We start from the raw sequence: 12950 nt of genomic DNA on the forward strand, positions 1-12950 counted from the left end.
GGTTGGAAGTTTTAAGATATAAATTCACAGTGGGTGTGGGAGAAAATAACGAACAGGTATGAGTGGAGGTTTTAATAGTAAAAACCGACGAGGAATTAATGATAGCTCAATATACTAAAAGAATATTTAAAAAGTTTCAAAATGTGGCTAGAAAGATAGGTGTGTAACTAAGAAAGTGTACTTTTCAGGAAATTTAACTTTATTAAGAGAGGTGAGAAAGGTGAAAAGATTTATTGGTATGGTTTTTGTGGTTTTGTTGCTAGTTTCAGGCTTTTCGGAAGTAGGGGTAACTGATGATAAGATCTTAGTAGGTACTTTTCAAGCCATGTCGGGACCTGTTGCACCTATAGGAAGACCAATGGCGCAGGGTATGCAAGCTTATTTTAATTACATCAACGACAACGGTGGTATCTACGGAAGACAGATTGAGTTAATAGTAGCTGATGATCAGTTCAATCCTGCTAAAACGGTTGTAGAAGTTAGAAGGATGGTTGAGCAAGATGGAGTTTTTTCCATCGTTGGAGGACTAGGAACTCCAGGTATTTTAGCTGTACAAGATTATCTGAATGACAACGGTGTTCCCTTTGTTTATCAAGGTGGGGGTTCGATAGAGTTCAGTCTTCCACCCAGAGAGTATATTTTCCCGGTTCAACCGAATTACATAGTAGAAGCGAACATAGTAATGAATTATTTGGTAGAAAAGGGCCATGAAAGAATAGCAATCGTTTATAGGAATGCAGAAGATGGTCAAGAGTTCAGTAATTCAGCGGTAGGTACATTAAAAGCTTTGGGGATGGAGCCCGTTGCAAACATAGCAGTGGATCCTTTTAAAAGTGACTTCACATCTGAAGTAACACGTTTGTTATCAGTTAAACCTGATGCCGTAGCTGTTATGTTGTTCCTTCCCCAATCAGTTGGATTTGTTCGCCAAGCCAAACAATTTGGAATGACCGATCAAAGGTATCTTCTGACCTATTCAAACGCAGATGTGAGTTATCTACAATTAGCTCAAGAAGCAGGAGACGGTGTTGAAGTAATGGCTTGGGTTGCCGTGGATTTTACAAACCCCGAAGAACCCGCGATAAAAATATGGCAAGAATATTATGAAGGTATTCCTAATGCTTATGCTATCGCTGGTATGATAGCGGCAGAAGTTTTTGTCGAAGGGGTTAAAAGGGCAGGTCCTGATTTGACTAGAGAAAGTTTAGTTTCAGCTTTGGAGACTTTAGACAATTGGAAGGGCAATTACATTACACTTGGTGATGAAAATCATGGTTTGAGCTATAAGCCGGTGTCCTCAGGCTTTGATTCTCGAATGGGAATGACTTCTATGTATGTTCTAAAATCTGTTTTAACCGATCAAGGATTAGTTTGGGACTTTGCTTCAAGTTGGATACATTATTCTGTTGAATCGTTGTTAGAAGTTTTATAAATGATTATAAGGGGGGGGTTCCCCCCTTATAACCTATAAACACAAATTTGAGGTGAAAGAATGCTTGAAGTCAAAAACGTTACGGTAGCTTTTGGCGGTTTAAAGGCAGTTAACGATTTTTCTATGAAATTAATGCAAGGAAAGATTCATGCACTTATAGGACCTAATGGAGCTGGTAAAACAACTTTGTTCAATACAATTACCAGAATAGTGAATCTCCAAAAGGGAGATATTTTATTTAAAGGGGAATCTCTTTTAAGATTAAATACCCATGACATAATATATACAGGTATATCGAGAACTTTTCAGAATTTACAACTTTTTCAGGCTATGAACGTTTTTGAAAACATCTATAGTGGATTAATACACAAATATAATGACTCCCTTTTCTCTGTGTTTTCTAAATCAAAAACGAATTTTGATAAAGAAGCAAGAGATAAGGTTTTAGAAGTAGCTGAGATGTTTGACATAAAAAATAGGCTCGCTTCTTATCCTTCTGGGCTCACTTACGGGTTACTAAAAAGGGTTGAAATGGCCAGAGCAGTTATTTCTGATCCAGATCTTCTCTTATTGGATGAACCTGCAGCGGGTTTAAATTATTATGAAACAGAGGAAATAAAAAATATTATACAAATGGTCAATAAAAGAGGAAAGACGATATTGTTGGTGGAACATGACATGAATGTTGTAATGAATGTTTCTGATTTAGTAACCGTTATGAATTTTGGGAAGAAAATTGCTGAAGGAACTCCCGAAGAAGTGACAAATAACGAAGAAGTTATAAAGGTGTACTTGGGGGAAGATGAAAATGCTTGAAGTTGAAAATTTGGAAGTTAATTATGGTCATGTAAAGGCGGTAAAAAAAATTTCTTTTTCTGTGAATAAGGGTGAAATAGTCACTATTTTGGGTTCCAATGGAGCGGGGAAAACTTCAACGCTTTTCGGAATTTTGAACATAGTTAAATCAAAGGGTAAGGTGATTTTTGAAGGAGAAGATGTAAGTAATAAAAGTTCTGTTTATATGGTAAAAAAAGGTATTGTGTTATGTCCCGAAAACAGAAGAATCTTTTCAGGTTTAACAGTCGAAGAAAATTTGAAAATGGGGACGTACTTAAGGGGAGATTATGCAAAAAATTCTAAATATGTTTACGATCTTTTCCCTGTTTTAAAAGAGAGAAAAAAGCAGAAAGCTGGTTCATTATCAGGAGGGGAACAACAGATGCTGGCATTGGGCAGAGCGCTTATGGCTTCTCCAAAGTTGTTGATGTTAGATGAGCCTTCCTTGGGATTGGCACCGATAATAATTGATGAAATATACAGTGTATTAAAAACTTTAAAAGAAACTAATATTCCAATTTTGCTCGTGGAACAAAACGCAATAAAATCACTAAAAATAAGTGATAGAACCTATATATTAGAAAATGGTAATGTTGCACATCAAGGAGTATCCAAGGAAATGTTGAATGATGAGAGGTTAAAAAAGTCATATTTGGGGAAATAAGAAAGGAGAGGTAGAATTGCAAATACTCCAAAGCATAATTTCGGGGATTCCACAAGGAGCATTATACGGGCTCACCGCCTTTGGAATAGCTTTGATTTTTCGGACCACCGGGGTTCTAAACTTTGCTCATGGAAATTCAGGTATGTTGGGAAGTTATATAGGGCTTACTATTTATTTGATGAGTGGTAATATTATTTTATCTTTAATTTCAGCAGTTTTTTCAGGATTTCTTATTGGTATGGTTGTTGAACGATTTTTAATGAGACCTTTGAAGCATTTGTCTCATGGCGCGATGCTTATGGTTACATTAGGGTTATTGATGGTAATTGAAGGTTTGGTCATGTTGATTTGGGGAACGGATTACTTTTCTTATCCAGAACTGTTTTCAGGCAAGCCTTTTATCCTACTTTTGGAAAATGGGGTGCTAGTTATGCCTGCAAACGATGTTGTGATTACCATAATTTCTATTGCTGTAATGTTGCTTTTAGCTTTGTTTTTAAAGTATACTAAATTAGGTATAGCTATTAGAGCCCGGTCTCAAGAGGAGGTGGGTTCACTAGTAAGTGGGATAGATATTAACCGTGTGGATGCCATTGTTTGGAGTATTGGGATAGCTACTGTTAGTTTGGTAGGGATTCTCACAGCTCCAAAAACTTACATACACCCCAGCATGTTGATAAATATGCAATTGTATGGTATTACAGCAGGTGTTCTTGGAGGGTTTTCGAATCTTTTTGGTGTTATTATAGGTGGGCTAATTTTAGGGGTACTAGAAAAGTTAGTTGGGGTTTATATATCCCCCGATTATCAATTATCTATTATTCTTATATTGATAATATTAGTTTTATTATTTAAACCTTCTGGTTTATTTGGGAAAGATTTTGAAGGGAGAGTGTGAGAAAAGTGAAAACAGCATTATACACGTTAATAATTGGTTCTCTCCTAGGTCTAGTATTTATTTCCAAATCGTTTTTATTGTTAGTGTTTTCTAATATAATAATCTTTGCAATCGCAGCTTTAGGTTTAAATGTAATATTTGGGTACACAGGTCAGATCTCTATCGGACATGCTGCTTTCATGGCTATTGGAGCGTATACAAGTGCTTTTTTTACGATGAGTTTAAATATGCCAATATTTCTAAACTTAATTTTCGTTATTCTTTTTTCTGCTTTGTTTGGTATTTTAATAGCGTTACCAGCCATGAGACTGAAAGGTTTTTATTTAGCTATAGCAACTATGGCATTTGGGATAGCGGTACAAGAGATAATTGCCTCAATGGATATATTTGGCGGAAGGACCGGAATGAGGAATATCCCTGCTTTTTTTGGTTCTGATTTTAATACCTATTTGTTGAATTTGTTTTTTTACAGTTTTTTTGGTCTATATAACAAGTTTAATAGTAAAATCTCCTACAGGAAAGAGATTCAATATGGTACGAGACAGTGAATTGGCTGCCAGAGCGTTCGGGGTGAAAATTGCTAAATCAAAATTACAAGCCTTTATTATCAGCTCTATATACAGTGGAATAGCAGGCTTTTTATATGCCCATACACTAGGATATATATCTCCTGCAGATTTTGGTTTGAACGTCTCGTTGAATCTTTTGGCGATGGTTATTATAGGTGGTTTTGCTTCATTAAATGGAGGATTGATTGGTTCTGTTATAATTACAGGTATGCCTTTTTTATTTTCACGAAGCAATTTTCCTATGACTATAATAGTGGGTAGTTTGCTTATAATATTTGTTTTATTCTTCCCACGTGGTCTTTCTTATGGTTTGAGAATGTTGTATTTCAGATATTTTGAAATTCCTGTTGTGTGGATTATAAAAAAATTTTGGAAGAATAAGAAAAAAGAGGGAAATTATATTGAGGTTGATGGAGTAAAATTATATTATGAAGTAAGTGGTGAAGGCAAACCCGTTGTTATGATTCATGGTAATTACGGCTCTCACAGATGGTTTAACAAAGTGAAAAACATTGAAGGTTTTAAGGTCTATACCCCTGATTTGCCAAATTTTGGTTACTCTGATTGGATGAAAGAAATTCAAATAGATACTTATGCAGAATATATCAAAAAGTTTATAGATCTTTTAGGATTGAATAAGGTTGTTTTAGTTGGGCATTCTTTGGGTGGAGCTGTAGCGATGTCAATAGCTTTTAGATATCCAGAAAAAGTAGAAAAATTAATACTTGTTGACTCACCTTCTTTAAAGGGTTTGAAGACGCCAGAAGAAAATTATTATGTTCTAAATTTGCTAAAAAACAATAGAACACTTCTTAAGAATTCTTTAAAGGCAATGGTCCCTTCATCAAAAGATAGAAAATTACTAAATAATCTCACTAACGATGCTCTTTTGATGAATCCAAAATGCTTTACTGAAAATGCAAGGGCTCTGGAAAATTATAACTATGAAGAGATTTCAAAAAATTGTACGGCAGAAGTTTTATTCATTCTTGGGGAAAAAGATACATTGATAACTAAAAATATGGCTAATGAAGTTGTTCAAAGTACAAATGGAAAATTAGAAATCATCCCTGATGTTGGACATTCGGTTATAATAGAAGAACCAAAAGCATTTATAGATATTTTTAAAAGTTTTACATAAAGGAAAAAATTAAAAAATGAAGGAGATAACGTTGGATAAAGTCAAAAATAAATCGTATATAAAATTAATGACAGCAGCCCGGGATCTTTTTTCTGAAAAATGGTATGAAACAGTTTCCGTTGTCGAAATCTGTAAGAGAGCCGGATTATCGAATGGAGTGTTTTACAGGTATTTTAAGAACAAACAGGACATATTTCTTAAATTGTTAAACGAAATAGTAATTTATTATGAAGAGGGTTTTTCTACAATTTCTGGTAAAAGTTTTGAAAACAGGATGGATAAATTTTTAGATACCATTGTTAAATCTGGAGTCGGCGACTACAAAAAAGATATTTTGATTTATCGAGAGGGTCAATATAGATATCCCAAATACGAACAACACTTGAGAGATTTATACGGCAAAGGAGTTTCTTTAGTTTTACTGCGTGAAACGAGTCAGGCGGAACAATTATTTATTTCAGGAATTGCAAGATTTGTCATTATAAGGTATATTTTTAATGGGGTAAGTTATGACAAAACCAAAATTAAAAAGATTATTACCGATGGAATTTTTTACGATGAAATAAAAAATTATTCTTTGATATTCAATGAAGAAGATGTAATTTACCCCCATATTCTCAAAGGCGAATCCGCCAGAAGTAAATTATTATCTTCTGGTATAGATTTATTTGGTACAAAAGGATATTATAAAACAGATATTCACGATATCACAAGGAATGCTGGTTATTCAGTGGGGACATTTTATCTTTATTTTGAAAGTAAAGAAGCTTTTTTAGAGGAGATAGTTAAAATAATTGGTAAAAAGACAAGAAGATTCCTTACTATCAATCAAAAGAAGCAATTAAACAGGGCAGAAAACGAGTTAAGGGGGATTTATCTCTTTCTAAAATATTTTGAAAGTAATTCTGAATACTATAAAATCGTAAGAGAATCCGAATTTATTGTAAAGAAGGCAGCAAATAATTATTATGACAGATTTGAAAAGGGTTATGTTGAGAATCTTGAACGAACAAAAATAGAAGATAAAAAATTGTTAGCTAACAGTCTAATGGGGATAAGCCATTATACAGGGATAGATAGAATTTTCTTAAACAAAATTAAAGATATAAAATCAGTTTTGAAAGAATTATCAATTTATCTTACACATGGAATACGTGTCTAAAAAGGAGTGAGAGATAAATGTATTTGGAGGATCCAGGTATCTATTATGAAATTTATGGAAAAGGGAGGCCAGTAATTATATTAAACGGCATTATGATGAGTACCTCAAGTTGGAAAGCACATATAGATAGATGGCAAAAAAAATTCCAAGTTATTACGTATGATACTCGAGATCAAGGAAAATCTTCAAGAATTATCGACAAACCTTATACTATAGAAGTTCATGTCGAGGATTTGAAGAAATTGATTGACCATTTAGGGTTAAAAAAAGTAAATTTAATGGGGGTTTCCTACGGGGCACAAATTGCAGAATTGTTTGCTTTGAAGTATCCTGAGATGATCGACAAACTGGTTCTTTCAAATGCAACCGACCATATAGATAACTATCTTAAGTCCATAGGTCAAGCATGGAAAGTAGCGGCAGAACTTTACGATGGTGAAAAGTTTTTTGATATTTCTCTCCCTTATATATATTCTCGACCATTTTATAACAACAACTACGAATGGTTGATGAATAGAAGGAAGGTATTTAAAGAAACCTTAACCAAAGACTGGTTTGATGGCTTCGTGAGACTTGCATCGTCTAACGAAACATTTGATATTAGAAATGAAATATCGAATATCACAGCTAAAACTCTTTTCATTTCAGGAGAAGAAGATATTATAACCCCCAAAAGCCACATAATAGAAATGAGTAAAAAAGTAAAAAATTCTTTACTAGCAAACTTAGAAAACACGGGCCATGCGCTGTTTTTTGAAAAATTTGAAGAATTCTGTCTACTAGTAGAAGCCTTTTTTAATAACGATTAAAACAATTAAATTTTGAGATTATTCCCCTTATTCTACACTAAGAATTTGATATAATCATTTTTAAAAACTCTTCTTCTGAAGTGGCAATAAGGGGATTTTCCTGTTTTTTCATAATAATTCTGGTGATAATCCTCTGCTTTGTAAAATTCTGAAGCTTTAGTTATCTTGGTTACGACTTTCAAACCTCTATTGATTAACTCTTCTTTTACTTTTTCTGCGATTGCTTTTTGTTCCTCATTTAGGTAAAATATTTCACTTCTATATTGCTCACCAATGTCTGGTCCCTGTCCATTTTCTTGGCTAAAGTCATGAATTTCAAAAAAATATCTGACTAATGATTCGTAGCTTACTATGTTTGGATCGTAGACAATTAAAACAGATTCTGCATGACCTGTTTTTCCACTACAAACCTGTTCATAAGATGGATTTTCAACAAAACCACCTGTATAACCACTAGCTACGTCGATGACACCTGCGATCTTTTTAAACATGTATTCTACTCCCCAAAAACAACCTGCTGCAAAGATTGCTGTATCTGTTGGTATTTCGTTCATTTTAATCACCTCTTATTTTCTATGCTTCACATATATAAGTTATCGCTAAAAGAGCTTCAAAAATCACACGATAATTGTCGCTGCTTATTTTCACCTTTCTTCCATCTATTCTTTCTGTTAATGGCATAGATTCAACCATATCAGCTTTCGAAGTGTCAGAAAATTCAACAATCATCTCGATGGGTGAGTTGAATGTGTAGACATCAAAATATTCTTTGTTTTTATCTATCATTTCTTTAGTTGTACTTTTAATTTCTTCTAGTAGTTTCTTCATTGGTTTAAACTCTGCAGAGTATCTGCCTAAAGATCTTTTGGTTTCTACGTAGTATAAATGCTTAAAATATGGGTTCAGTTGTTTTTTGAGTTTATCATCCCCAACAACCATTGCCAATGGAACACCAAAACTACCTCCGTATGCGGCATTAATTAATGTTTCATTCATTTCTACTCCATTGATCCGAATATTATGGATAGAAGAACTTGAATAAGTGTGATCCATAGTAGAGTATTTCTCTCCAACTCCAGCATGGTAACCAAAAAAGATCATCCTATCGAAAGATTCATCTATGCCGGTCATCATATAATATTTTCTTATCCCACCGCTGATTAATTTTACGTTTGGGAATTCTTCTGTGATCTCCCACGGAATGTTGTTCCCTTCCGCATGAGAATCAGATAAGGTGATCTCATGTTCTTTTAATTCTTCTAATAAAGCTTTTAATTGCCTAACAGCATATGTTTGTTTGTAATCTTTGTTATTTTTAGTGACATCATTCCAATGGGTAATACCCCCAAGCCCTTCAAAATCAAATGAAATGTATATTTTTATAATAATCATCTCCTTATTGATGATTCTCAATGTCTTTAGAACCCATAAAACTATATATAGCGCCCCTTGCCCCGCTCCCCACCCTGTAATTAATGCAATTATATCAAAAAATCATTAAATTATATTTTTCTGACTGAATCTCTAATTATTAAGTTAGTTGGTAAAATAACCCTTCTTTTCACCTTACTTTCATTTTTACCTTCTAATTTTTCTATCAAAAGTTTTGCTGCGTTCAATCCCATTTCATATACAGGTTGTCTAATGGTTGTTAAAGAAGGGTATAAATATTTAGCCAAGGGAGAATCATCAAAGCCAACAATTGAAACATCTTTAGGATAATTTAGTCCAGCTTCTCTTAGCGCTTTTATCCCCCCAAAAGCTACCCAATCATTTACAAAAAAAATTGCTGTAAAGTTTCTGCCATGTTTTTCGAGGTATTTTTTAATACCAATATATCCATCTTTCACATCAAAACCTGCAGGAATAAAGGTGACTTCAAAATCTTCTTTCTTTTGGGCAAAATTCATAAAAGCTTTTTTTCTTTCCCTTGCAGAGTATATTTCCAGTGGACCTTCGACATGTAAAACTTTTCTATGGCCCATATCGTATAAATATTTTGCAATTTTCAATGAAGACTCATAATTATCTATAGTTACAATATCCATCTTCAGTTCTGAATTTTCTCTATCAACAGCAACAACCGGTATACCTGCTTCAATGAATTTTTCTAAACACTCTTCATCTTGATAAGTTGTGCAAACAATGACACCATCAACTTTTCTTGCGAAGAACTCTTCTAAGGCCTCTTTCTCTTTTTCCAAAGAATGCCTATATGTTGAAAGGAACATTTCTAAGTGATTTCGTAGAAGGACTTCTTCTATTCCTTCAGCCACCAGTCCATAATAATATGCTTTTAAGTCAGGAACCAAAACGCCAATCCCTCTGAAGGAACTCCCTTTTAGACTCTGGCTTCTGGTATAATCTAATTCTTTTATAACCTTCAAGATCTTTTTTCTTGTTTCTTCAGTAACGTTCTCACTTCCACTGAGAACTCGAGACACTGTAGCAATAGAAAAGCCGGAAGCTTTAGCGATTTCTCTTATCGTTGCCATTTTTTCTCACCTCAAAGGTTACACTTAATACTTTTCTAAATTAAGTTCTCCCTCAATTATCTCTATTAGAATGTTATCAGGGTCTTTGAAAAAAGCAATTCTTACACCACCCTCGGCATTGGTAGGTTCCATTGTGAATTCTACACCTTTTTCTCTTAGATATTTAAAGGTTTGATCGACACTTTTCACTTTAAAAGCAAAGTGTTTTATGCCCATGTCTTTATCGTTTTGAGTTGTTAGATATTTTCCTTTTTCTGTAAAATTGAATAATTCGAGTACTTTATCCCCCATATCAAGATAAACAATTACGAAATTCCCATTGTCTTGAATAAGCTTTCCTAAAACTCTAAAGCCAAGAATATCTCTATAAAATCCAACAGATTTTTCCAAATCGGAAACTGTGATTGCTAAATGATCGAAATTAAAATCCATAATACTCATCTCCTTAAATAATCAAAGGCGCTTTTTATGCTAATTTCCCCTTCGATATTATTTAGAACTTTTGGATAGGAGGGGAAAAGGGCAAAAAAGTTCTCTTGAGAATAATTTTCCCCATTTACCTTAACGTTTACTCCCAACGCCGGTTTTTCACAACTCAATATCAGATTGTTTCCTTCTTTTTTGTATGTTATCTTTGGATCGTTTAATTTATTTTTTCTTAAATCTGCAAACAATTCGTGGTTTTCTATTATGATTTTTCCATTTTGTTTTAGAATTAAGTAAGCTATGGAGTTATCTAAGTCAATGTTGGAAATATTAAGTTGATCGATAGTAGTTACAGAATCTTCGGGCGTTTTTATGTTTGAATATTCTTTTTGCATAAGTTTTTTTCCATCTAGAGACCAAAGTTGAAATTCTAAATCAACTTGGGTTTTGATTCCATCGTTTATCAGTGATATTATGACCTTTTCATCTTTGTTTTTGGCAATCGCTAACAATTGATTATAAAATCTTTTAGTGTAAAAGTATAAAGCCTTTGGCCGTTTAAAATAATCTATTGAAGCCCAACTGAAAACAGGCCATGAATCATTTATTTGCCAATAAAGAGTTCCGGCTGTTTTGTATTTTCTGTTTCTCCAATGTTCTACTCCTGTCTTAATAGCTTCTGCTTGGTTGAGTTGAGTTAAATAAACAATTGAATCAAAGTTGTCAATCAATCCATAATGTCCATTGATGAACCTTAAGAGTCTTTCTGGGCCTTCAACTTGTTTATTGTGATTCAACATCGTTGGAGAAAAGATTTCTTTTTCATTATCTTCAGCAAAGAAATCAATAGTTTTTGGATCTGGAGCTGCTTGAAATCCAAATTCACTTACGAACTTTGAATTGTCCCATGTATAGTATTTGTAATCTTGCCATCCTGACCAGATTTCCCAAACATGTCTATCTCCCGCTTCAGAAGAGTTAGCTCTACTGCCACCGTATGGGCTCGATGGCCAGTACAGTCTCGATGGATCTTCTTGGGCACATATTTTAGGAAAATCTTCCAAATAAAGTCTATTTCCAAGATTTTTTCCATCCACTTTCAATTTGTAATCCCATTCTTCAAAGCCCCAATTATTCTCATTATTTCCGCACCAAAGGACTATACTTGGATGATGTCTTAATTTCAATACTTGATGTCTTATTTCTTCGTTTGCAAGCTTTCTAAACCAATCTATATGGTCAGGATATTCAGCACATGCAAACATGAAGTCTTGCCAAACTAATATCCCTAATTCATCACATGTGTTGTAAAATGTGGGATCTTCGTAAAGGCCCCCTCCCCATACTCTCAGCATGTTCATATTGGATTCCTTCGCCATTTTGAGAAGTTTAACGTAATCACTCTCTTTTAACCAACTTAATATATTTTCAGCAGGGATCCAATTTGCGCCTTTGGCAAAGATTTTTCTGCCGTTTATCTCAAAGATAAAGCTTTCACCTTCTGAGTTATTTTCTCTCACTACCCTGACGATTCTAAAACCTATTTTCTTTTTCTCGCTGTAGATTACTTCTTTATTTTTCTTAAGTCTAAACTCAACTTCGTATAAATAACTTTCACCCAAATCGTGTGGATACCAAAGCTTTAAATTCTCTATTCTTTTAGAACCTTCGAATTTGTAATTTTCAACACTAGCGGTTACTGGTAATGTAATTACTGGATTTCCATTGAAAAGGATTTCTACTTCGTAGTTTTTAGTATCTTTAATATGGGAATCAACGTAACCGGAAAAGTTGACTTTTCCATCTAAATTTTCCAAAAAAGCAGTGGAACCGAAAAGTCTAGCATCTTTATAACTTTCTATGTAAATATCTCTGTATATTCCACTGGTGGCTATTCTTGCTCCCCAGTCCCAGCCATAGGAATACTGAGCTTTTCTTATGTAAACCCTTGCGGTTTCTTCGCCGGCGTGTAATTTTCCGTAATTTTTTTCAAATCTTTTAGGTAGGTCTATTGGAGATTTAATCTCTATTCTTAAAGAATTTTCTCCAATTTTTAGAAGCTTTTTAATATCAAATCGGTATTCTATGAACATATCTTCGGTTTCTCCAACGAAATTATCGTTAAGGTAGATATTTGAAAGGGTATCCACACCTTCTAATACTAGATCATAACGTAGCTCGTCGTTTATCTCGTCTATGTAAAATTTTTTCTCATATATCCAATTTTTCCATTCTAACCTTTTGAAAAGTTTTTCATTTTCTCCAACATAAGGGTGAGGCATGAGATTCAAATCCACAAGGTCTCCTTGTACTGTTCCAGGGACGTTTCCATCAAACTCAAACTCTTTTTCATTGTCGTAAACCTTCCATTTTCCATTTAAAGATATTTGCAATTGAGATTCCTCCTCAAAGAAATATTTTGTACCGGCTTTAGGTACTCTAAAACAAGTTTTAGCGTTCCTTCATCTATTTTATATCTTAAAACTTCCAACTAATCCTTTTAACTCTGTAGCTAAT

Annotated in this window: 12 protein-coding genes and 1 pseudogene; 8 read left to right on the forward strand and 5 right to left on the reverse strand. The window is 33.9% G+C overall.

Annotated features, from left to right (window positions below; all coding sequences use genetic code 11):
* Positions 1 to 220: 220 nt before the first annotated feature.
* The 8 genes and pseudogenes from NAAC61_RS10205 (at position 221) to NAAC61_RS10240 (ending at position 7512) form a co-directional block, all read left to right on the forward strand.
* Positions 221 to 1432, forward strand: a complete 1212-nt coding sequence (locus tag NAAC61_RS10205; protein WP_012208346.1) for an ABC transporter substrate-binding protein — start codon at positions 221 to 223, stop codon at positions 1430 to 1432.
* A gap of 60 nt (positions 1433 to 1492) precedes the next feature.
* Entirely contained in the window at positions 1493 to 2248 is a 756-nt protein-coding gene (locus tag NAAC61_RS10210; RefSeq protein WP_103065723.1) for an ABC transporter ATP-binding protein, read from the forward strand.
* Positions 2235 to 2933, forward strand: a complete 699-nt coding sequence (locus NAAC61_RS10215) for an ABC transporter ATP-binding protein (protein ID WP_202695970.1) — start codon at positions 2235 to 2237, stop codon at positions 2931 to 2933. Before NAAC61_RS10210 ends, NAAC61_RS10215 begins: the two co-directional genes overlap by 14 nt.
* A gap of 16 nt (positions 2934 to 2949) precedes the next feature.
* Positions 2950 to 3831 (forward strand): branched-chain amino acid ABC transporter permease, encoded by an 882-nt coding sequence (locus NAAC61_RS10220; RefSeq protein ID WP_158245233.1) that lies wholly within the window; start codon positions 2950 to 2952, stop codon positions 3829 to 3831.
* 83 nt (positions 3832 to 3914) lie between these two features.
* A pseudogene (locus NAAC61_RS10225) lies at positions 3915 to 4557 on the forward strand (branched-chain amino acid ABC transporter permease); the annotation flags it as partial.
* Positions 4558 to 4860: 303 nt separating this feature from the next.
* On the forward strand, positions 4861 to 5541 hold the full coding sequence (locus NAAC61_RS11255; protein WP_337920128.1) for an alpha/beta fold hydrolase: 681 nt from the start codon (positions 4861 to 4863) through the stop codon (positions 5539 to 5541).
* A 31-nt stretch (positions 5542 to 5572) separates the two neighbouring features.
* Positions 5573 to 6703, forward strand: coding sequence for a TetR/AcrR family transcriptional regulator (locus NAAC61_RS10235; RefSeq protein ID WP_202695973.1), 1131 nt, complete (start codon positions 5573 to 5575; stop codon positions 6701 to 6703).
* 17 nt (positions 6704 to 6720) lie between these two features.
* Positions 6721 to 7512 (forward strand): alpha/beta fold hydrolase, encoded by a 792-nt coding sequence (locus NAAC61_RS10240; protein WP_103065718.1) that lies wholly within the window; start codon positions 6721 to 6723, stop codon positions 7510 to 7512.
* Between the two features lie 32 nt (positions 7513 to 7544).
* On the opposite strand, the gene msrA is transcribed toward NAAC61_RS10240, so the two are convergent.
* The 5 genes from msrA to NAAC61_RS10265 form a co-directional block, all read right to left on the reverse strand.
* Positions 7545 to 8066 (reverse strand): peptide-methionine (S)-S-oxide reductase MsrA, encoded by a 522-nt coding sequence (gene msrA / locus NAAC61_RS10245; protein ID WP_103065717.1) that lies wholly within the window; start codon positions 8064 to 8066, stop codon positions 7545 to 7547.
* 19 nt (positions 8067 to 8085) lie between these two features.
* A complete protein-coding gene (locus NAAC61_RS10250; RefSeq protein WP_233186715.1) occupies positions 8086 to 8925 on the reverse strand; it encodes a M55 family metallopeptidase in 840 nt (279 codons plus the stop codon).
* Between the two features lie 89 nt (positions 8926 to 9014).
* Entirely contained in the window at positions 9015 to 10007 is a 993-nt protein-coding gene (locus NAAC61_RS10255; RefSeq protein WP_202695974.1) for a LacI family DNA-binding transcriptional regulator, read from the reverse strand.
* Between the two features lie 24 nt (positions 10008 to 10031).
* Positions 10032 to 10439, reverse strand: coding sequence for a VOC family protein (locus tag NAAC61_RS10260; RefSeq protein ID WP_158245164.1), 408 nt, complete (start codon positions 10437 to 10439; stop codon positions 10032 to 10034).
* A gap of 5 nt (positions 10440 to 10444) precedes the next feature.
* Positions 10445 to 12826: a beta-mannosidase gene (locus NAAC61_RS10265; protein ID WP_202695975.1), complete on the reverse strand. Its 2382-nt coding sequence runs from the start codon at positions 12824 to 12826 to the stop codon at positions 10445 to 10447.
* Between the last annotated feature and the right edge of the window lie 124 nt (positions 12827 to 12950).

The organism is Petrotoga sp. 8T1HF07.NaAc.6.1 (assembly GCF_016772115.1).
Lineage (GTDB): Bacteria > Thermotogota > Thermotogae > Petrotogales > Petrotogaceae > Petrotoga > Petrotoga mobilis.

Excerpts from the sequence above, each read along its gene's own strand:
- NAAC61_RS10210 (WP_103065723.1), top strand. The coding sequence starts at position 1,493 with ATGCTTGAAGTCAAAAACGTTACGGTAGCTTTTGGCGGTTTAAAGGCA.
- NAAC61_RS11255 (WP_337920128.1), top strand. The coding sequence starts at position 4,861 with ATGATTCATGGTAATTACGGCTCTCACAGATGGTTTAACAAAGTGAAA.
- NAAC61_RS10240 (WP_103065718.1), top strand. The coding sequence starts at position 6,721 with ATGTATTTGGAGGATCCAGGTATCTATTATGAAATTTATGGAAAAGGG.
- NAAC61_RS10260 (WP_158245164.1), bottom strand. The coding sequence starts at position 10,439 with ATGGATTTTAATTTCGATCATTTAGCAATCACAGTTTCCGATTTGGAA.
- NAAC61_RS10215 (WP_202695970.1), top strand. The coding sequence starts at position 2,235 with ATGAAAATGCTTGAAGTTGAAAATTTGGAAGTTAATTATGGTCATGTA.
- msrA (WP_103065717.1), bottom strand. The coding sequence starts at position 8,066 with ATGAACGAAATACCAACAGATACAGCAATCTTTGCAGCAGGTTGTTTT.
- NAAC61_RS10255 (WP_202695974.1), bottom strand. The coding sequence starts at position 10,007 with ATGGCAACGATAAGAGAAATCGCTAAAGCTTCCGGCTTTTCTATTGCT.